Here is a 20,101-nt window from a genome sequence, read left to right as displayed (position 1 = left end):
GAGAGGTAGGCGGTGGTGAGGTTGCCGGTGGTGAACCAGCGGTCGAGGCCGTGGCGGTGGCCGGGGCGGATGCCGCCCATGGCGTCGATGGCGGTGAGGAAGAGGTCGATGACGGCGTGGTCGGTGTCGGTGAGGGTGGCGGGGATGTCGAAGACGCCGAGGGCTTCGAGGAGTTCGCCGGTGTCGGCCTCGGATCCGGGGCGGGGGTGGGCGAGGAGGGCGGTGTGGCAGTCGTCGAGGCGGCGGGTGGCCTCGGTGGCGGGGATGCCGAGCGCGGCGCAGACCGCCTGGGCGGCGCGCAGGGGGTGGCCGGTGCGGCGGGCGAGGGTGGCGTAGGCGGTGGCGGGGGTGGAGGCGGTGTCGAGGAGGTGCCGGGCGGTGTGGGCGAGTCGCATGGTGGGGGCCTCCGTTCAGACGGCGTGGGCGGCGGGCGCGTGGGCGGGCGTGGGCGCGGGCACGGGTGTGGGCGCGGGGGCGGGGGCGATCAGGGCCCAGACGAACTTGCCGATGCCGCCGGAGCGGGGGCAGCAACCCCAGCGTTCGGCCAGCGCGTTGACGAGGAACAGCCCGCGTCCGCACTCCGCGTCGGCGGTGGCGGGGGCGGTGGGGAGGGAGGGGCGGCCGGTGCCGGCGTCGTGGACTTCGATGCGGAGGCGGTCGCGGATGACGGCGAAGCGGACCTCGATCAGGCGGTCGTCGGGCGCGTCGGAGTGCTGGACGGCGTTGGCGAAGAGTTCGCCGAGGAGGAGTTCGGCGGTGTCGGCGTAGCGCTCGCCGGAGGGCAGGCCGGCGAGGTAGGCGCGGAGGAAGAGACGGGCCAGCGGCGTGGAGGCGGTGCGGGAGTCGAGCCGGGCAGAGAACATGCGGGGGCGGCGGGAAACGGGCATGGCGAAGTACCTCAAGGGTGGTTGCAGGTAAACGAAGTGCGCTGGCTTGTCGGACGGCCGGACGCGGCATCGTGGTCCTGGGCGAGGAACTGGACCAGGAACGCAAGTCGGACGCTGCGGATGGAGTGGAAAGCCCCCCTACGAGCGAACCAGGAGTCTTTGGCTACCAGCGGGAGCGGACGGTGTGGGATGGTGGCCCGGCTGTCCGGACCGGTGGGGCGGGCGCCGGCGATCCAGGCTGGAGTGGTCCGGCGCCGTGCACTCGGCGGCCCGGGAGCCGGCCCGTCCGGGCCGGCACATGCAGCGGCTTGTGCCCTGGCTGTGGTGTCGGCGAGATCATGAAGGGTTTCTCACGTTGGGGTCTGGTGCGATGGGCGTCACGCTGGGCGTGGTGGTGCTGACGATGGGAAACCGGCCTGCGGAACTGACGGCGTTGCTGGACTCGGTGCGGGCCCAGGACGGTGGCGGCAGCGGAGTGCGGACCGTGGTGCTCGGGCAGGGCGTCAAGCTGCCCGAACTGCCGGACCTCGTGGACGCCGTGGAACTGCCGGAGAACCTCGGCATCCCCGGGGGCCGCAACGCCGGCGTCGAGCGGCTGCGCGAGCTGGGAGGCACTGACGTGCTGGTCGTCCTGGACGACGACGGTCTGCTGCCCCGGGCCGACACCTTCCGGCTGGTCCGAGAAGCCTTCGAGCAGGACCCAGGGCTCGGGATCGTGTCCTTTCGCATCGCGGACGAGAGCGGGTTCACCCAGCGCCGGCACGTCCCCCGCCTCGGTGCCAGTGACCCGATGCAGTCCGGGCCGGTCACCACGTTCCTGGGCGGCGGCCATGCCATCCGGATGAGTGTGATCGACCAGGTCGGGCTGTTCCCCGATGCGTTCTTCTACGCCCACGAGGAGACCGACTTCGCCTGGCGCGCCCTGGACGCGGGCTGGCGCATCGACTACCGCGCCGACATGGTGCTGCAGCACCCCCGCACCGATCCGGCCCGGCACGCCACCTATTTCCGGATGACGGCCCGCAACCGGGTCTGGCTGGCCAAGCGCCACCTTCCCGCGGTCCTCGTGCCCGTCTACCTCACCTCCTGGGCCCTGTACACGGTGCTGCGCCGACCGCCGCTGTCGGGTCTCAAGGCGTGGTGGTCCGGCTTCTTCGAGGGTGTCCGCACGCCCTGTCCTCCGCGTCGGCCGATGCGGTGGAGCACGGTGTGGCTGATGGCGAAGCTGGGCCGACCGCCGGTGTTCTGACAGACGGCTCCGCACGGTCCGGTCCGGATCGGGGAAGGCGTCGGCCGCCGAGTTCCGGGTCCGAGCACCGGCCGGGTCGACCAGGAGCGGGTAGAGGAGCCAGCCGTGCTGGACTCCGCCCAGGACGGTCGGCTCGGCTCCGTGCGAGGCGAGCCGGGCAAGGATGCGGTTACCGGCCAGGACACCGCCATCGGTGACGACCGTGTTGGCCCGAATCGGCTCGTGCAGGCGTGGGGCGACGAACAGGTCAGTCATGAGGCATCGACCTCTTCCGGAGTGCGGGCATGTGCAGTCAGTGAACATCCGCACACGCTCTGGCGGTACGGTGGTGGGCTGCCGATCCCGTTCAATCTGTTCAAGATCATTCCTGGGAGAGCGAGTTGACTGCTCGTAAGGAGCCGAACCGGCAGCTGGCCGCCGTCATCGAGGAGGTCGGGTGTACGTACGAAGCCCTGGCCAAAATGGTCCGCGCCATCGCAGCGGAATCCGGTGAGGTTCTGCACACCTCGCGGTCGGCCGTGCTCTCCTGGGCGAGGGGTGGCACTCCGACGGGCCGAACCGCGGCCTACCTTGCCGAGGCGTTGGCGAGAATGGCGAAGCGAACGGTGACCACCGCCGAGATCGGTCTAGGCTTCCCGGCATTCGGGGAGTTCATGGCCCCTGACCCTCTGGCAACCGCTGCCGATCTCGGGAGACTTGTCATGCTCCACCGTCGCGACTTCCTTGCCCTCGCTTTCGCCGCCGGCGCCGTTGGGCTTCCGCTCACCTACGACCACCAGGCAGTCGCCGCCACACTGCGCGGTGCGAAGAGCGGTCGCAGGGTCGGCGCTCAGGAGGTCGACACCGTCCGGCAGCTCACCGGGATGTTCAGGACCGCAGACGAGAGGCTGGGCGGGGGCTATGGACTCTCCGCGGTGTCGTCCTACCTGGCGGATGCCGTAGTGCCGATGCTCCAGGCGACGTTCCCGTCCGAGGAGGTGAGGCGGAGTGCATACGGGGCCGCGGCCGAACTGGCCACCCTGGTCGGATGGAAGTGCCATGACCTCGGTCGCGAGGGTGCCGCCCAGAGGTTCTACTTTCTTGCTTACCAACTCGCGTGCGAGTCCGACCCTGTAGGTCATGGGGCCTGGATGATGCGTGCCCTCACTCATCAGGCCCTTGACCTGAACCAGGCCACGCACTGCGTGGATCTGGCTGAGGCTGCGCTGTCACGGGCTCAGGGGAGGGTCGACCGCAAGACGGAGGCGCTGCTGCTGGTGACAGCCGCGCGGGCGTACGGAGCAAGTGGCCAGAGAAAGAACGCTGCTGGAGCACTCCTCGCCGCCGAGGATGCCATGCTCGCCGGCGATGACCGCGTTCCTTCCTACGCCGGCGCCTCCGGTCCGGTCGCGGCCACCGTGGCCTCGCACACCGGCAAGACCCTGACCGGGATGAAGGACCACCGAACCGCTGAACGGCACTACCGGGCGGCGCTGCAGGGCCGTGTCCCGTCCACGTACCAGCGAGTTCGCGGCCTGACCCTCGCAAACGTCGCCAAGTCCGTGGCTGCCCAGCATCGTCACGAGGAGGCCGTGATCCTGTGGAACGAGTGCTTGGACCTCATGGACGGCGTGGCGTCCGGCCGGAACAAGGAGGAGCTCAAGACGGTCCGTTCGACCATGGCCGTCTACCGCACACGAGGAATCCCCGGCGCCCCCGAACTCGCTCAGCGGGTTGCCGAGCTCGCATCCGTGTGACCTCGGATTCATCTGCCTGTCGTCCACGATGACGCGATCTGCGTCTCAGGGTCGATGACGGGCGTGAACGTCGGGAGTGTGGCAGCGGCCATGTATGGCCGCCGTCCCCTACGGTCTGCGCGGACGGCTTGGTAGCCGTTGCACCGAAAGTTCTCCAGGTCGCCGCACCGGCGGCTACCGGGAGGATGCGAGCTGTACGGCGGTCCTGACCAGGCCGGCCAGGGCTGGTGAGCGGCTGTGCGCGGGCCAGGCGATGTGGGTGACGACGGGGGGTGCGTTGGTCAGGGGGACGGCGGCGTGCGCGGACCACAGCCAGGCGCGCGCGGAATCCGGCACGATGGCGACGGTGCGTCCCAGTGCGACCAGTTGCGCCAACTGCGTCTGATCGCGGATCTCGGGGCCGGGGCCGGGCGCGTAGACGCCGTGACGGGGCCAGCGCGCCGGTGGGAGGTCGGGGACGTTGCTGATGTCGGCCAGGGACAGGGTCTTGCGCGCGGCCAGGGGGTGTCCGGCGGGCAGCATGGCGAACTGGTTCTCGGTCATGAGCTCCTCGCTGTCGAACCCGGCGAGGGAGTTGAACGGCACGTGCATCAGCGCGACGTCGGCGCTGCCGTCGCGCAGCCGTGCTTCCTGGTCGCACATGCCGCACTGCAGGACCTCGACCTCGGCGGCGTCAGGCTCGGCGGCGTAGGCGTCGAGGAGCTTCTGCAGCAGTTCGTGAGCCGCGGCGGTCTTCACCGCCAGCACCAGACGGGTGCGCTCCCCGCTCAGGTTGTCCGCTCCGCCGGCGCGGCGGGTGCGGCGTGCGGCGGCGGTGGCGGCGTCGAGCGTCGCGCGGCCCTCGTGCAGCAGCACCGTTCCGGCATCGGTCAGCGCGACGCCGCGGCGGTTGCGTTCCAGGAGGCTTACGCCGAGACGCCGTTCGAGCTGCTGGACCGCCCGCGACAGTGGCGGCTGGGCCATGCCCAGGCGTTCGGCGGCCCGGCCGAAGTGAAGCTCCTCGGCGACGGCCACGAAGTATCTCAGCTCGCGGGTCTCCAAGGCGTCCACGGCGACAGCGTACTCCTGCGATACCGACCGGGTATCACAGCGCACCCGATCGGTGTTGGCCGGCGCGCTCACCCGGGAGCGAGCATGGACGGCATGAGCGAAACGAAGATCGCGCTGGTCACCGGCGCGAACAAGGGAATCGGCTACGCGATCGCCACCGGCCTCGGAGCCCTCGGATACCGCGTGGCCGTCGGAGCGCGGGACGCAGGCCGACTCGAAACCGCCGTCGAGAAGCTGCGCGCCGCCGGGGTCGACGCGTTCGGCGTGCCGCTGGACGTGACCGGCGACCGGAGCGTCGCCGACGCCGTGGAACTGATCGAGCGTCAGGCCGGCGGGCTGGACGTGCTGGTCAACAACGCGGGCATCTCCGGAGAGATGGGTCCGGGCTGGGTGCAGGACCCCACGACCCTCGACCTCGACCTGGTCCGCACGGTCGTGGAGACCAACGTCATCGGCGTCATCCGGGTGACGAACGCCATGCTTCCGCTGCTGCGCCGCTCGTCCTCGCCGCGCATCGTCAACATCTCCAGCGGCGTCGGCTCCATGACCCGGCAGGCCGACCCGGACACAGAGATCGGACCGATCATGGCGGCCTACGCGCCGTCGAAGTCGTTCCTCAACGCCGTGACCGTGCAGTACGCCCGGCAGTTCGCCGACACGGGAATCCTGATCAACGCCGCCTGCCCCGGCCTGTGCGCGACCGACTTCACCGGTTTCTTCGGGAACCGCACCCCGGAACAGGGCGCGGCCACGGCGATCCGGCTCGCCACGCTGCCGGACGACGGCCCGTCCGGCGCGTTCTTCGACGACGAGGGCGTCGTCCCCTGGTAAGGGACGAGTCGTCCTGGACGCGGGATCGCATCAGCGGCGCGAGCGCGATTGCGAGGTCGAGTCGCAGGTCGGACCCGCGACGGAGCCGGCCCGCGTCGGCCCCGTCCGGAACGACGCACACGGCAACGACGCACACGGCAACGACGCACACTGCGCGCCGTTCGCTGTTCGGCTCTCCTGTCACTTCCGGGCGTTGGTGCGCTTCGTGGGCTCTGCTGTGGTCGGGTCCTCGGGCCAGGGGTGGCGGGGGTAGCGTCCTCTGAGGTCTGCGCGGACGGCCTGGTAACCGTTGCGCCAGAAGTTCTCCAGGTCGCCGGTGATGGCGGCGGGGCGGCCGGCGGGGGAGAGCAGCTGGACGGTGAGCGGGACGCGGCCGCCGGCCAGTGCGGGGGCAGTCTTCCAGCCGAAGAGCTCTTGCAACTTGACGGCCAGCACGGGGCGTTCGGTGCTGTAGTCGACCCGTATCCTCGAGCCGGTCGGGACGGTGATGCGCTCGGGGGCCAACTCGTCCAGCCGCCCGGCTTCTCCACTCGTCCACGGGAGCAGGCGCTGCAGGGCTGCCGTCGTATCGATCCTCGCGAGGTCGGCGCGGCGGCGGGCGCGGGACAGCTCGGGTTCCAGCCACTCGTCGGCGCGTTCCAGGAGCGCGGCGTCGGATACGTCCGGCCACGGGTCGCCGATGGCGGCGTGGAGGAAGGCGAGGCGTTCGCGCAGGCCAGGTGACGGCCAGGTCAGCAGGGTGCGCACGCCCTCGCGAGTGAGGCCTTCGAGGATGGCGGCCCGGACGAGGGTGGCGTCGGGGCGGTTCAGCGGCTTCTCGGTGAGTTCGATGGCGCCGAGGGATTCGACCCGGCGGGCCGTGACCTCGTCGCGGCGGGTGTCCCAGTGGACCTCCTCGCGGGCGGTGAGCAGCGCCGCCCCCGCTTGCCGCGCGGTGTCCTCGTCCAGTGCCGCGGCGTGCAGCACCCGCGCGGAGTGTGCGCCCGCCGGGCGGTCGGCTACCGCTACGGCGAGCCAGGGCACGGCGCCGAGCGCCGTGCCGGGGGCGAGTTCGGCCGCTGTCCCGGAGGCCATCAGGTACGGGCTGCGCTCGCCGGGGGCGGGTCGTTCCACCCGTGCTCTCGCGATCCGCTCCGGGAACGCGAGGGCGACGACGAGTCCGACGGCGGTGGCGTCGGGCAGGCGGGTGGCGGGTTCGTCGCCGGCGGCGCGCTGCAGTCGGCGGACTTCGTCGCGCCAGCGGCCCGCGTAGGGATCACCGGAACCGCGCACGGTCCGCCACACCGCCGCGAGGTCGTCCCCGAGCGCCCGTGGCGGCTCCTCCGACAGCAGGGCGACGACCTCGGCCGCCCGGCGTGCGCCGACGGCGGGAGCGCCGTCGACGAGCGCCCGCCCCAGTCGGGGGTGCAGCCCGGTGCGGGCGAGGCGGACGCCGCGCGGGGTGGCCCGGCCTTCGGTGTCGACGGCGCCGAGGGCCTGCAGGGTCTGCCGGGCGGCGGCCATCGCCCCGGCGGGCGGGGCGTCGGGCAGGGCCAGGCCGGCGGCGTCCGGGTCGCCCCAGCAGGCGGCCTGGAGGGCGAACGGGGTGAGGTCGGCGAGGGCGATCTCGGGTGTGGGGAACCGGGCGGCGAGGGCGTCCTCGGCCTCGTTCCAACAGCGGTAGACGGTGCCGGGGGCCTCGCGCCCGGCCCGTCCGGCGCGCTGGCGGGCGGCGGCGAGCGAAGCCCGGACGGTGACGAGTGCGGCCAGGCCGCGGGCGTGGTCGGTGCGCGGTTCGCGGGCGAGTCCGGCGTCGACGACGACCCGTACGCCGGGCACGGTGAGCGAGGACTCGGCGACGGCGGTGGCGAGGACGACCCGCCGTCGGTCGGACGGCGTCAGCGCCGCGTCCTGGACGGCCTGCGGGGCGCGCCCGTGCAGCTGGAGCACGTCGGCCGGGACGCCGTTCAACTGCCCGGCGACCCGCGCGATCTCGCCGACACCGGGCAGGAAGCAGAGCACGTCCCCGTCGCGCTCGCTCAACGCCCGCCGTACGACGGAGGCGACGTGGTCGAGCAGCGCGAAGTCCACCCGGGTGCCGTGCGCGGGGCGCACGGCGCGCGGCGGGGGCGCCCACACCACGTCCACCGGGTGGGACACCCCGTGCGCCTCCACCACGGGGGCGCCGCCGAGGAGTGCGGCCCAGGCCTCGGTGTCGGAGGTGGCGGAGGCGCAGACCAGGCCCAGGTCGGGCCGCAGCGCGGCGCGGACGTCGAGCAGGAAGGCGAGCGCGGTGTCGGCGTCCAGGTGGCGTTCGTGGCACTCGTCGAGCACGACGACATCCACGCCCGGGAGTTCCTGGTCGCGTTGGAGCCGTTGCAGCAGGACGCCGGTGGTGACGACCTCGACGACGGTGTCCGGCCCGACGTGACGCTCGCCGCGCACCGTGTATCCGACCTCGCGGCCCACGGACGAGCCGAGCAGCCAGGCCATCCGCCGGGCGGCGGCCCGGACGGCGAGCCGGCGGGGTTCGGCGACCAGGACGCGCCGGACCGGGCCGGAATCGAGCAGCCCGGCCAGGGCGAGCGGCACCAGCGTGGTCTTGCCGGTGCCGGGCGGCGCGGCGAGCACGGCGGTGCCGGAGCCGTCCAGTGCCTCGTGCAGCGCGGGCAGGGCGGTGCGGACGGGAAGGTCGCGCCAGGCCGCCCCTGCTGATCGGTCGGGCAGCAAGGCGTCAGCCCCGCTCGGTGACGAAGATCGCGGTGCCGGGGATCAGCCGGCCGCGCAGCGGGGACCAGCCGCCCCACTCCTGTTCCAGGCCGGCCGGCCACTCGGGCTCGACCAGGTCGACCAGTCGGAAGCCGGCGGCGACGAGTTCGCGGACCCGGTCGCCGAGGGTGCGGTGGTGTTCGACGTAGGTGGCGCGGCCCTGCTCGTCCTGTTCGACGTACGGGGTGCGGTCGAAGTAGGACGCCACCGCGGTGAGGCCCTCGACGCCGGGCTCGTCGGGGAAGGCCCAGCGGATCGGGTGGGTCACCGAGAACACCCAGCGCCCGCCGGGCCGCACCACCCGGTGGACCTCGCGCATCAGGGCTTCGGTGTCGGCGCTGAACGGGACGGCGCCGTAGGCGGAGCAGGCGAGGTCGAAGGAGCCGTCGGCGAAGGGCAGCACGGCGGCGTCGGCCTGGACGACCGGGACGGGCGCGGCGCCGCGCCCGAGGTCGATCCGGCGGGAGTGCTGGAGCTGGCGGTGGGAGATGTCCAGGGCGACGGGGCGGGCGCCGCGGGCGGCCAGCCAGCGCGAGCACTGGGCGGCGCCGGCGCCGATCTCCAGCACGTCCTTCCCGGCGACCTCGCCGAGCAGGCGGGCGTCGGCCTCATCCAGGCCTTCGGGGCACCAGGTGAAGCGGTCGTCGCCGAGGAACTCGCCGTGTTCGTCCTGGTACTCGTCGGCGTTGCGGTCCCACCAGTGCCGGCTGGCGCGGCTGCTCTCCCCGGTGCCGGCCGCGCGCCGCACCGCGTCGTCGTCGCCCTCCTCGGCGGATGCGTCAAGATCGTGGAGGTCTGACTGGGGGGTGGTGGCCACGGTGACAATGCCCATCGCGTAGGGTATGGAGTGCGGAAGCGCCGCTGCCGCGAACCGGCCCTGCGAGGGGTCGGGTCCTGGCGGTGGCATCCGGGGAAAGGGCCCTTCCGGGCGCCGCCGAGAGGCGCGCAATCGGAGGATATGGCCTGATCCGCCCGGGCTCCACCGTCTTGCCGTCCTTCGGCGTTGACCGTGCCCGGCCGTCCCCGTATGCTACAAGTTGCGCTGCGGGCCTGCGCGCCTCAGACGGAGCAGGTCGCGCTCGCATCTGTCGAAGACCCCACGGTCGCAAGACGGACGCCGATTCTCGTTGTATTGGGAACTTTGGTGCGCCGTGTTCTTGGCTGTCCGGCTTTCGGTGGGAGCGATACGGGCCCTCCGCGTGGCATTACCTACGACTTTCATGTCCGTACCGGAGCCCTTTTCCTAATGACGAGCCCCACCGACTCCTCCCTCAGCACCACCCCGCAGGTCGCGGTCAACGACATCGGCGACGCGGAGGCCTTCCTCGCCGCCATCGACGAGACCATCAAGTACTTCAACGATGGCGACATCGTCGAGGGCGTCATCGTGAAGGTCGACCGTGACGAGGTCCTCCTCGACATCGGTTACAAGACCGAGGGCGTCATCCCGTCCCGCGAGCTCTCGATCAAGCACGACGTTGACCCGCACGAGGTCGTCGCCGTCGGTGACAACATCGAGGCCCTGGTTCTCCAGAAGGAGGACAAGGAGGGTCGTCTCATCCTGTCCAAGAAGCGCGCTCAGTACGAGCGTGCCTGGGGCACGATCGAGAAGATCAAGGAAGAGGACGGCATCGTCACCGGTACCGTCATCGAGGTCGTCAAGGGTGGTCTCATCCTCGACATCGGCCTCCGGGGCTTCCTCCCCGCCTCGCTGGTCGAGATGCGTCGCGTCCGCGACCTCCAGCCCTACGTGGGCAAGGAGCTCGAGGCCAAGATCATCGAGCTGGACAAGAACCGCAACAACGTGGTCCTGTCCCGCCGTGCCTGGCTGGAGCAGACCCAGAGCGAGGTCCGCCAGACCTTCCTCACCACCCTGCAGAAGGGCCAGGTGCGCTCCGGCGTCGTCTCCTCGATCGTCAACTTCGGTGCCTTCGTGGACCTGGGTGGCGTCGACGGCCTGGTGCACGTCTCCGAGCTGTCCTGGAAGCACATCGACCACCCGTCCGAGGTTGTCGAGGTCGGCCAGGAGGTCACCGTCGAGGTTCTCGACGTCGACATGGACCGCGAGCGCGTCTCCCTGTCGCTGAAGGCGACCCAGGAGGACCCGTGGCAGCAGTTCGCCCGTACGCACCAGATCGGTCAGGTCGTCCCGGGTAAGGTCACCAAGCTGGTTCCGTTCGGTGCGTTCGTCCGCGTGGACGAGGGCATCGAGGGTCTGGTCCACATCTCCGAGCTGGCCGAGCGCCACGTGGAGATCCCGGAGCAGGTCGTCCAGGTCGGCGACGAGATCTTCGTCAAGGTCATCGACATCGACCTCGAGCGTCGTCGCATCAGCCTCTCGCTGAAGCAGGCCAACGAGGCGCTGGGTGCCAACCCGGCCGAGGTCGAGTTCGACCCGACCCTGTACGGCATGGCCGCTTCGTACGACGACCAGGGCAACTACATCTACCCGGAGGGCTTCGACCCCGAGGCGAACGACTGGCTGCCCGGCTTCGAGAAGCAGCGCGAGGAGTGGGAGCGCCAGTACGCCGAGGCGCAGAGCCGCTTCGAGCAGCACCAGGCGCAGGTCATCAAGAGCCGCGAGGCCGACGCCCAGGCCGCCGAGGAGGGTGGCGACGCCGTCGCCGCTGCCGCCGGTGGTTCCTACTCGTCCAGCAGCGACGAGGGCTCCGGCGCCCTGGCCTCCGACGAGGCCCTGGCCGCCCTGCGCGAGAAGCTGGCCGGCGGCCAGAGCTGAGGCTCTCGCCCCCTGCTAGCCGATAGCTAGCGAATGGGCCCCATCCGGGAATTCCCGGATGGGGCCCATTTGGTTTTTCGCGCTGACTTATGCGCCTTGCAACTGATGTGTTCTTTATGTGAAGGCAAATGTGAGATGGGGCTCATTACCCGGCTATAGGTCGAAGTTCCGGTTACGCCTACATTGAGTGGAGCTGCCCGAAAGGCTCCTTCATGCGCAATGCCTCCTCCGCCCCCGCCGCCCTCGTCGGCGGCCGCCTCGCGGCCCTCGGCCGGTTCTGCTTCCGCCACCGCCGCTGGGTGCTCGGCTTCTGGGCCGTCGTCCTGGTCGTCGGTGTCCTGATCGGCGGCCGGGTCTTCGAGGGCTCGGTGGCCGGGGCGTCCTCGGCCAGCGCCGAGGCCGACCGGGGCAGCGCGGTGGTCGCCGCGGCCGACCCGGTCAAGGGCACCGTGACCGCGGTGGTGGACGGCAAGCCGGTGGACGATCCGGCGGTCAAGGCCGCCGTCGAGCAGGCCACCGCCGAGATCGCCGGCCTGCCCGGGGTCTCCGCCGCCGTCGACGCCTACGGCTCCGGCCCGGCCCACGCCACGCTGCGTTCCGCCGACGGGACGGCGAGCCTGGTCTCCGTACGGCTGGCCGACACCGCCACCTCCGCCCAGACCGACGCCGTCACCCAGCGGCTCGCCGCGCTGAACGGCGCGGGCGGTGCGCACGTGACCGTCGGCGGGGACCTGGTGCTGCAGGACGAGGTCAAGAAGCAGACCGAGAAGGACACCCGCTTCGGCGAGATGGTGACGCTGCCGCTCACGCTGGTCGTCATGGTGCTGGTGTTCGGCGGGCTCTCGGCGGCCTCGCTGCCGGTGATCGGGGCGGTCGCCTCGGTGGGCGGCGCGCTGCTGGCCATGTTCGGGTTCAGTCGGATCATGGACATCGACACCAGCGTGCTGCCGATCGCCACCGTGCTGGGGCTCGGACTGTCGATCGACTACGCGCTGCTCATGGTGAATCGTTTCCGCGAGGAACGCGGGCACGGCGCGGGCATCGCCGCCGCCGTCGAACGCACCGCGGCGACCGCCGGGCGCACCGTCGCCTTCTCCGGGCTGACCGTGGCCGTCGCACTGTCGGGCTTGTTCGTCTTCAACAGCCCGGTGCTCGGCGCGGTGGCCGCCGCCGGGGTGAGCGTGGTGGTGATCGCCGTCGCCGCCGCGCTGACCCTGATCCCCGCGCTGCTCGGCTTCGCCGGCTCGCGGATCAGGACGCCCACCGCACCCGTGCCGGACGAGGGGTTCTTCAGCCGGACCGTCCGCCGCGTCCGCAAGCGGGCCGTCCTGGTCACGCTCGCCTCCGTGGCGCTGCTGATGGCGGCCGGGGCGCCGTTCCTCCACGCCGAGATGCGCAACTCGGGCGCCGCCGTGCTGCCCGCCTCCTCCGCCGGGCGGCAGGTCGCCGAGACCGTCGACCAGCGCTTCCCGCAGGTGTCGGCCGCGCCGATCACGGTGGTGGTCGAGGGCGGCCCGGCGGTGGCGCAGGCGTACGCGGACGAGGTGGTCGCCAAGCTGCCCGGGGTGAGCGGGGTCCGGGCGGTGAGCCCGGTGAACGACGCGGTCTCCACGATCGACGTCCTGGTGCACGGGGACCCGCAGGGCGGGCAGGCCAAGCACGTGGTCGAGGAACTGCGGGCGGACCGGGGCGGGCTGAAGACGTACGTCACCGGCGGCGCGGCCTCGGTGGTCGACTTCCAGAAGGAACTGCTCTCGCGCGGACCGTGGGCGCTCGGGCTGGTCGCGGCCGGGACACTGGTGCTGCTGTTCCTGATGACCGGCTCGGTGGTGATGCCGGTCAAGGCGCTGCTGATGAACCTGCTCTCGCTGGGCGCCTCGCTCGGCGCGCTCACCCTGGTGTTCCAGGACGGGTGGTTCAGCGGGATGCTCGGGTTCAGCCCGACCGGGGGGCTGGAGACCTTCATCCCGGTGCTGGTCTTCGCCTTCGCCTTCGGGTTGTCGATGGACTACGAGGTGTTCCTGCTCGCCCGGATCAAGGAGCTGCGGGACAAGGGGCACAGCTGTACCCGCTCGGTGGAGCTGGGGGTCCAGCGCAGCGGTCGGATCATCACCTCGGCGGCGCTGCTGATGGTGATCGTCTTCGCCGGGTTCGCGCTCGGGGACATGCTGATGGTCAAGCAGATGGGCATCGCCCTGGCCGTCGCCGTCGCGGTGGACGCCACCCTGGTGCGCTGCCTGCTGGTGCCCGCCGCGATGAGCCTGTTCGGCGAGTTCAACTGGTGGGCGCCGGCCCCGCTGCGCCGACTGCACCAGCGCTTCGGGCTGAGCGAGCACGTCGATCTGCCGGAGATCGAGCCCGCCATGATCCCGGCGCCGCGACCGGTGGTCGCGCAGTCGGAGTCGGGGGCGGAGTCGGAGTCGCAGTCGGGGGCGGTGGAGTCGGAGCCGGAGCCGGGGGCGGCGGAGCCGGAGGCCGGGGGCCTGGTGAAGGCCTAGGGGAGCGGGGCCGTACCCGGGCCCGGACCCTGGAGTGCGTCGGTGTACGCGCCGTACAGCTCGGCGACGCACTCCTCGACCACCTGGCCGGCCGTGTCGATCACCAGGTGGTCGCGGTCCCAGGGCTCGTAGGCGCGGGCCTGCACGGCCGCCCAGTCCGGGAGGTCGAGGCCCGGGACGTCGACGGTGCGCTGTTCGACGCGGCGGCGGTGTTCGGCCGGGTCGGAGCAGATCGTCTCGACCTCCAGGAAATGCGTTCCGGCCCGGACGGCGACCTCGCGCCAGGCCTGGCGGGTGACCGCGAGCGGATTGACCGACTCGGCGATCACCGGATGGCCCTGGCGCAGGTGCTCCTCGGCGAGGGCGTGGGCCACGGCGTAACCGACCGGGCCGAGCGGTGGCGCGAGGGCGCCGGATCGCACGATCGCCTGTTCGATGGTGTCGACCCGGACGTGGACGGCACCGGCCCAGCGGGCGAAGCCGCGGGCCAGGGAGGTCTTTCCGGTGGCGGGCAGTCCGCCGAGGATGATCAGCACCGGGCCATCCTGCCGTACCGCCCGGATCCCGGGAGGGCGGCTCAGGACAGGCGGTCGAGGAGTTCGACCGCGGCGCGCAGCCGGTCCTGCTCGGCGGGGGTGAGGCGGGACTCGATCGCGGTGGCGATGTGCTGCTCGCGGCGGGCGCGCTGGTCGAGCAGGGCGGTGCGGCCGGCCCCGGTGGCCGCGATGAGCTGCTTGCGGCCGTCGGTGGGGTGGGGCTGCTGGGTGACCAGCCCGGCCTCGGTCATCAGGGCGACGGTGCGGGCCATCGACTGGTGGCGCACGCGCTGGAGGTCGGCGAGTTCGGCGACGGTGCAGGAGAGTCCGTCGCGGACCAGCAGGCCGAGGACGGCGGCCTGGTTCTGCGGCAGTTCGTCGCTGTCGCGCAGGGAGCGGACCAGGCTGCCGAGGGCGGCGCGCAGGTCGGCGGCGAGTTCCAGGGTGTTCGGGTGCGGGGCTTCGCTGGTCATGGGAGAAGTCTATCCCGAATATCTACAGCCATGCTGTACAGCTTTGCTGTAGAGTTTCCGGCATGCGAATCACCAAGTTCGGACATGCCTGCGTACGCGTCGAGCACGGCGACACCACCGTCGTCGTCGACCCGGGGGCGTTCACCGATCCGGCCGCACTGGCCGGGGCGGACGCCGTCCTGATCACCCACGAACACATGGACCACTTCGAGGAGTCGCGGCTGCGCGCTGCACTGGAGGCCGACCCGGCGCTGCGGGTGTGGACCAACAGCGCCGTCGCCGCCCAGCTGGACGGAGTCGCGCAGCGGGTCACCGCGGTCGGCGAGGGCGACGCCTTCGAACTCGGCGGGCTCGGCGTCTCGGTGCACGGTGAGTGGCACGCGGTGATCCACCCGGACATCCCCCGGGTGCAGAACATCGGCTTCCTCTTCGACGGCCGGCTCTTCCACCCCGGCGACGCGTTCACCGTGCCGCCGCACGCCGTCGACACCCTGCTGCTGCCGCTGGCGGCGCCGTGGAGCAAGGCCTCCGAGGTGGTCGACTACGTCCGGGAAGCAGGGCCGCGCCGGACCGTGCCCGTCCACGAGGCGGTGCTCAGCCCGATCGGGTTCGCGGTGCAGACCCGGCTGGTGGGGCCGGACGGACCGGGCACGGGGGCCGAGCTGGCGCTCCTCGGGGAGGGGGAGAGCCTGGAGGTGGGCTGACGGCCGACGGGCGGCCCGGTCCGCGCTGCCGGCGGGCGGGTTCGGTGTCGGCGGGCCGGGCGGTGCTGACCGGGCGGGTCCGGTGCTGACGGGGCGGGCGGCGCGCCGGTAGCCTGACGCCATGCTGAAGATCGGACTGACGGGCGGCATCGGGGCGGGCAAGAGCGAGGTGTCCCGGCTGTTCGCCGCGCACGGTGCGGTGATCGTGGACTCCGACGTGATCGCCCGCGAGGTGGTCGCCCCCGGGACGGACGGTCTGGCGGCCGTGGTCGCCGAGTTCGGCCCGCAGGTGCTGCGGGAGGACGGCTCGCTGGACCGCCCGGCCCTCGGCGCGGTCGTGTTCGCCGACCCGGAGCGGCTGAAGGCGCTGAACGCGATCGTCCACCCGCTGGTGCGGGCCCGCTCCGCCGAACTGGAGGCGGCGGCCGCACCGGACGCGGTCGTCGTGCACGACGTGCCGCTGTTGGCCGAGAACGGGCTGGCACCGCTGTTCGACCTGATCGTGGTGGTCGACGCGGCCGACGAGGTGCGGCTGGACCGGCTGGTGCGGCTGCGCGGGATGGCCGAGGAGGAGGCGCGGGCCCGGATGGGCGCGCAGGCCTCGCGGGCGGACCGGCTGGCGATCGCGGACCTGGTGATCGACAACGGCGGGGAACTGGCCGGGCTGGCGGCCCGGGTGGACGAGGTCTGGGCGGAGCTGGCGGAGCGCGCCGCGGCCTGAGCGGCGGGGCTGCTCGGAAGCCGTTCGGAACCGTTCGGAACTGTTCGGAACTGTTCGGGGCCGTGCCGGGCCGCTGCGGTGTCGCCGCGCTGCGGTGCCGCGGCTCCGGCGGCGACGGCGCGTCCTACGCGGCGCCGAGCGGGAGTCGGGCGCGCACGGCGAAGCCGCCCTCCGGGGTCGGGCCGGCGTGCAGGGTGCCGCCGAGGTCGCCGGCCCGGGTGCGCATCCCGGTCAGGCCGTGGCCACCGGAGGGCAGTTCCGGGCCCGCGTCCGGGCTCGCGTCCGGTGCCGCACCGCGGTCCGCCCCCGGTCCGGCCGTCCCGGTGGGGGAGTTGACCACCGTCAGGCGCAGCCCGTCCGGCTGGACCTCGACGGTGACGGCCACCTCGGCGGCCGGGGCGTGCTTGTGCGCGTTGGTCAGCGCCTCCTGGACGATCCGGTAGACCGCGTACTGCACGGCGGGCCCGGGCGGCGGCAGCCCGTCGGCCGGGCCGGTGACGGTCAGTCCGACCGCCAGGCCGGCCTGCCGGGACTCCTCGACCAGGGTGGGCAGGCCGCGCAGCGAGGGCGCCTGGTCGGCGGCCGTGGTCAGCACGCCCAGCAGGCCGCGCAGTTCGGTGAGCGCCTGCAGGCCGAGGGAGCGGATCAGGCCGAGCGTCTCCCGCACGGCGCCCGGGTCCTCGGCCTGGGCGACCTGGCCGGCGCCCGCGTGCAGGGTGATCAGCGAGACCCGGTTGGAGACGACGTCGTGCATCTCCCGGGCCAACCGGGCGCGTTCGGCGGCCGCGGCGCGTTCCTCGGCGTGCCGCCGGGCCTCCTCCAGCAGCCGGTTGCGTTCGCCCAGGAAGCGATTCCGCTCGGCGAGCACCCGGACGGTGTGGGCGCGGGTGTGGGCGCCCAGCCCGAGGACGAGCGGGACGGCTCCGAAGACCAGCGGGTCCTCGATCAGGTTGGCGAGCGAGGACGGGGTGCCGACGTCCCCGAGGTCGACCGGGACGAGCAGCCGCAGCTCGGACGCGGCCGCCAGGGCGTACAGCAGCAGGGTGCCGCCGCGCCGCGCGGCCAGTCCGTAGAGCGCGACGGCGAGCGGGAGTTGACCGCTCACCAGGGTGGCTGCGGTGACTGCCGCCGGATGCCGGCGCCGCAGGGCCAGGGCGAGGGCGCCGAAGGCCATCAGCCCGGCGTTGACCGGCGGCGAGGTGGTCGGGCCGAAGTCGGGGTCGTTCGCGGCGAGCGGGACGAGCACCAGCAGGACCAGGGCGGTCGGTGCGAGGGTCCGGACCGGGCGGGGCAGGCGCAGCGGCGGCCCGGGCAGCGGTGCGTCGGGGTCGGCGGCCGACTGGGAGGTGGGCTGCTGCATGAGGGGCATGCTTCCACACCGGGGTGCCGTGCCGGGATGATCTTCGGACCGAGTGGCCGGGAAGGGACTGTCGAAAGGCCGCCGGTGGGGGAGAGCATGGCGGGATGAGTGATCATTTCTCGCCGGGGCCGCAGCTGCCCGGACCCCTCCCGGCAGCACCGCACCCGGCCGAGCCGTTCCAGGCAGCACCGCACCCGGCCGAGCCCCAGGCAGGGGCGCACCCGACAGGGCGGTCGGCCGTCGAACGGCTGGAGCGGTACGGCCGCGCCGAGCAGGAGGAGGTCCTCGGCCCCGGCGCCGACCCGTACGGCGTCGCGTACACCGGGCTGACCTTCCTGCCCAAGGAGATCCACTTCGGGGTCCGGGCCGCCGACGGTCGGCTCGTCGCCCACACCGGGCTGCTGCCGCTGCCGCTCACCGCGGGCGGCACCGATCTGACGGTCATGGGCGTCGGCGGCGTCTGCGTCGCCCCCGACCGGCGCGGCGGCGGCCTCGCGCACGCCGTGGTCGGGGCCGCCCTGGACCACGCGCGCACGCTCGGCCACCGGCGCGCGCTGCTGTTCTGCCGTCCACCGCTGGCCGCGTTCTACCGGGGGCTGGGCTTCCGGGAGGTGGCCGGGGAGGTGACGGTGGAGCAGCCCGAGGGGCGGCTGGCGGTGATGCCGCTGCGCACGATGTGGGCGCCGCTGTCGGCGGGGACCGACTGGCCGGAGGGGCCGGTGCGGCTGCGGTCGCTGCCCATGTGAGGCCCGGTCAGGCGGTCGAGGCCGCGGAGGTCGCCCCGGCTGCGGAGGTCGTCGCGGTCGCCGCGGCCGACGCGCGCGCGTCCGCGTGGGCCACGGCGGCGCCGGCCAGCGCGCGGATCATGGCGTGCGCTCGGGTGCCGTCGCCGGACAGCTCGGGCTGGAACAGCGAGGCGAGGAAGAAGGGGTGGTCCGGCAGCTCCAGGATCCGCACCTCGCCCGACTCGTCCGCGCCGCTGAACCGCAGGCCGTGGGCGCGCAGCCGGTCCAGGTAGGCGGCGTTGAGGCCGTACGCGCAGTGGTAGCGCTCCAGGGTGCGGGTGGTGCCGAGGACGCGCTCGGCCAGCGTGTCCGGGGCGACGGCGACGGTGCCCTCGTGCCCGACCAGCGAGCAGCTCAGCGGGGCGATCACCTGCTGCTCCCCGTCGGGGTGCTCCTCGCCGTGGACGGCATCGGCCAGGCCGCAGACGTTGCGGGCGTACTCCAGCACCGCGTGCTGGAACCCGGCACAGGTGCCGAGGAAGGGGATGCCGCGCTCGCGGGCGGTGCGGACGGCGGCCACGGCGCCGGCCTCGCTGCGGTACGGGCTGCCGGGGAGCAGCCAGATCGCGTCGAAGCCGTCCAGGGCGCCGGACTCCGCGGCGTCCCCGGTGGGGATCCAGTAGGCGTCCAGGACGAGCCGTTCGTGTTCGGCGAGGGCGTCGAGCAGGCCCGGGATGCGGGCGTGCGAGCGGACGGCGGGGGAGCGGTCGCCGACCAGGGCGATCCGTGGGGTCATGTGGGTCATGCGGCTATCCTGACCCGGCACCCGAGATCAGCGCCAACGATGATTTCTTACCCCTCGATCAGATCGGTTGATGACCGCCGTGGATCCCCAGCAGCTGCGCACCTTCGTCACCGTCACCCGCCTCGGCTCCTTCTCGGACGCGGCGCGGGAGCTCGGCTACACCCAGTCCGCGGTCTCCCAGCAGATCGCCGCGTTGGAGGCGGACCTCGGGGCGGCCCTGCTGGTCCGCCGCCCGGTCGGCCCGACGGAGGCCGGCCGGCGGCTGCTGGAGCACGCCGCGCCGTTGCTGGTCCGGCTGGAGGCGGCACGTGCCGACGTCGCACGCCTGGCCGGCGCCGCGAGCGTCCGGCTGGTGCTCGGCGCCACGCCCCTGGCGGTCGGGGCGGCGCTGGGGCGCGCGCTCGGCGAGGTGCGCCGGGCGTACCCGAGGGTGGAGCCGGTGGTCCGGGTGCTCGCCCAGGACGTGCTGCCCGCGCAGGTCGCCACCGGTGAGGTCGACCTCGCCCTGATCGACGGCCTGGCCGCGCCCAGCGACCCGCTGCCGCTGCCCGACGTCGGCCCGCTGCGCACCGTCGCGGTGGACGAGCGGCCGGTCGCCGTCGCACTGCCCGTCGGACACCCGCTGGCGGGCCGCGGCGGTCTCGCGCTCGCCGACCTCTCCGCCGCCCGCTGGCTGGACGCCCCCGACCTCACCCCGCCGGTCGCCCGGCTGCGCGCGGCCGCGGGCGTCGACGGCTTCCGACCCGCCACCCGCTACCAGGGCACCGACCTGCACGGGTTGCTGGCGCTCGTCGCCGCCGGGCACGGGCTCACGCTGCTGCCCGAGCCGGTGCTGTCCGGGGTGCCCGGGGTCGGGTGCGCGCCGATCGCCGCGCCCCGGCTGGTGCACCGCACCGAACTCGTGCACGGGAGCCTGCCGGACGGGCCGGCGGCGCTGCTGGCCCGACTGCTGGAGCAGGGGCGGGGCGGGGGGGGGGGGGGGGGGGGGGGCGGGGGGGGGGGGGGGGGTGGGGGGGTTGGTTGGTGGGGGTGGGGTGTGTG

General features: G+C 73.1%; 18 protein-coding genes and 1 pseudogene. 10 read left to right on the top strand and 9 right to left on the bottom strand.

Translation table 11 applies throughout. The annotated features are described in order from the left end of the window. Both ACFV0O_RS25510 and ACFV0O_RS25505 read right to left on the bottom strand, forming a co-directional pair. A pseudogene (locus ACFV0O_RS25510) lies at positions 1-395 on the bottom strand (hypothetical protein); the annotation flags it as partial. A gap of 15 nt (positions 396-410) precedes the next feature. Continuing rightward, positions 411-887: an ATP-binding protein gene (locus ACFV0O_RS25505; protein ID WP_380345598.1), complete on the bottom strand. Its 477-nt coding sequence runs from the start codon at positions 885-887 to the stop codon at positions 411-413. Between the two features lie 370 nt (positions 888-1,257). Between ACFV0O_RS25505 and ACFV0O_RS25500 the strand changes: the two genes are divergently transcribed. From ACFV0O_RS25500 to ACFV0O_RS25490, 3 genes are all read left to right on the top strand, one after another. Beyond that, complete coding sequence (locus ACFV0O_RS25500; protein WP_380345596.1) at positions 1,258-2,136, top strand: glycosyltransferase family 2 protein; 879 nt, start codon at positions 1,258-1,260, stop codon at positions 2,134-2,136. A gap of 105 nt (positions 2,137-2,241) precedes the next feature. Then, positions 2,242-2,520, top strand: a complete 279-nt coding sequence (locus ACFV0O_RS25495) for a hypothetical protein (protein ID WP_380345595.1) — start codon at positions 2,242-2,244, stop codon at positions 2,518-2,520. Then, positions 2,517-3,872 (top strand): tetratricopeptide repeat protein, encoded by a 1,356-nt coding sequence (locus ACFV0O_RS25490; protein WP_380345593.1) that lies wholly within the window; start codon positions 2,517-2,519, stop codon positions 3,870-3,872. Before ACFV0O_RS25495 ends, ACFV0O_RS25490 begins: the two co-directional genes overlap by 4 nt. Positions 3,873-4,046: 174 nt before the next feature. Here the strand turns inward: ACFV0O_RS25490 and ACFV0O_RS25485 are convergent, their stop codons facing one another. Then, entirely contained in the window at positions 4,047-4,922 is an 876-nt protein-coding gene (locus ACFV0O_RS25485) for a LysR family transcriptional regulator (RefSeq protein WP_380345591.1), read from the bottom strand. A gap of 93 nt (positions 4,923-5,015) precedes the next feature. Between ACFV0O_RS25485 and ACFV0O_RS25480 the strand changes: the two genes are divergently transcribed. Then, on the top strand, positions 5,016-5,753 hold the full coding sequence (locus tag ACFV0O_RS25480) for an SDR family oxidoreductase (protein WP_380345589.1): 738 nt from the start codon (positions 5,016-5,018) through the stop codon (positions 5,751-5,753). Between the two features lie 180 nt (positions 5,754-5,933). On the opposite strand, the gene hrpB is transcribed toward ACFV0O_RS25480, so the two are convergent. Both hrpB and ACFV0O_RS25470 read right to left on the bottom strand, forming a co-directional pair. After that, complete coding sequence (hrpB, locus tag ACFV0O_RS25475; protein WP_380345588.1) at positions 5,934-8,462, bottom strand: ATP-dependent helicase HrpB; 2,529 nt, start codon at positions 8,460-8,462, stop codon at positions 5,934-5,936. Positions 8,463-8,466: 4 nt separating this feature from the next. Then, entirely contained in the window at positions 8,467-9,333 is an 867-nt protein-coding gene (locus ACFV0O_RS25470; protein ID WP_380345587.1) for a class I SAM-dependent methyltransferase, read from the bottom strand. Between the two features lie 414 nt (positions 9,334-9,747). On the opposite strand from ACFV0O_RS25470, the gene rpsA reads away from it, so the two are divergent. Further along, positions 9,748-11,238, top strand: coding sequence for a 30S ribosomal protein S1 (gene rpsA / locus ACFV0O_RS25465; RefSeq protein WP_049653883.1), 1,491 nt, complete (start codon positions 9,748-9,750; stop codon positions 11,236-11,238). Positions 11,239-11,450: 212 nt separating this feature from the next. After that, positions 11,451-13,736 (top strand): MMPL family transporter, encoded by a 2,286-nt coding sequence (locus tag ACFV0O_RS25460; RefSeq protein ID WP_380345585.1) that lies wholly within the window; start codon positions 11,451-11,453, stop codon positions 13,734-13,736. Here ACFV0O_RS25460 and ACFV0O_RS25455 read toward each other — a convergent pair. Both ACFV0O_RS25455 and ACFV0O_RS25450 read right to left on the bottom strand, forming a co-directional pair. Beyond that, positions 13,733-14,272, bottom strand: a complete 540-nt coding sequence (locus tag ACFV0O_RS25455) for an AAA family ATPase (protein WP_380345583.1) — start codon at positions 14,270-14,272, stop codon at positions 13,733-13,735. The genes ACFV0O_RS25460 and ACFV0O_RS25455 overlap by 4 nt on opposite strands. Before the next feature lie 41 nt (positions 14,273-14,313). After that, positions 14,314-14,745, bottom strand: coding sequence for a MarR family winged helix-turn-helix transcriptional regulator (locus ACFV0O_RS25450; protein ID WP_380345581.1), 432 nt, complete (start codon positions 14,743-14,745; stop codon positions 14,314-14,316). A 62-nt stretch (positions 14,746-14,807) separates the two neighbouring features. Between ACFV0O_RS25450 and ACFV0O_RS25445 the strand changes: the two genes are divergently transcribed. Next, on the top strand, positions 14,808-15,449 hold the full coding sequence (locus ACFV0O_RS25445) for an MBL fold metallo-hydrolase (protein ID WP_380345579.1): 642 nt from the start codon (positions 14,808-14,810) through the stop codon (positions 15,447-15,449). Positions 15,450-15,570: 121 nt separating this feature from the next. Continuing rightward, on the top strand, positions 15,571-16,170 hold the full coding sequence (gene coaE, locus ACFV0O_RS25440) for a dephospho-CoA kinase (RefSeq protein WP_380345577.1): 600 nt from the start codon (positions 15,571-15,573) through the stop codon (positions 16,168-16,170). Positions 16,171-16,294: 124 nt separating this feature from the next. Here coaE and ACFV0O_RS25435 read toward each other — a convergent pair whose 3' ends face one another. After that, positions 16,295-17,530 carry a sensor histidine kinase gene (locus ACFV0O_RS25435; RefSeq protein WP_380345575.1) on the bottom strand — a complete coding sequence of 412 codons (1,236 nt, stop codon included), beginning with the start codon at positions 17,528-17,530 and terminating at the stop codon, positions 16,295-16,297. 104 nt (positions 17,531-17,634) lie between these two features. On the opposite strand from ACFV0O_RS25435, the gene ACFV0O_RS25430 reads away from it, so the two are divergent. Next, positions 17,635-18,276 carry a GNAT family N-acetyltransferase gene (locus ACFV0O_RS25430; protein WP_380345573.1) on the top strand — a complete coding sequence of 214 codons (642 nt, stop codon included), beginning with the start codon at positions 17,635-17,637 and terminating at the stop codon, positions 18,274-18,276. A gap of 7 nt (positions 18,277-18,283) precedes the next feature. Here ACFV0O_RS25430 and ACFV0O_RS25425 read toward each other — a convergent pair whose 3' ends face one another. Then, positions 18,284-19,060, bottom strand: coding sequence for a hypothetical protein (locus ACFV0O_RS25425; protein ID WP_380345571.1), 777 nt, complete (start codon positions 19,058-19,060; stop codon positions 18,284-18,286). 70 nt (positions 19,061-19,130) lie between these two features. Between ACFV0O_RS25425 and ACFV0O_RS25420 the strand changes: the two genes are divergently transcribed. Beyond that, a partial coding sequence (locus ACFV0O_RS25420; RefSeq protein WP_380345569.1) for a LysR family transcriptional regulator occupies positions 19,131-20,101 on the top strand: 971 nt, incomplete at its 3' end.

The sequence above is a fragment of the Kitasatospora sp. NPDC059577 genome (assembly GCF_042735475.1).
Lineage (GTDB): Bacteria > Actinomycetota > Actinomycetes > Streptomycetales > Streptomycetaceae > Kitasatospora.
The sequence above is the reverse complement of the archived record's forward strand: the minus strand, read 5'-3'. Positions and strand labels throughout refer to the sequence as shown.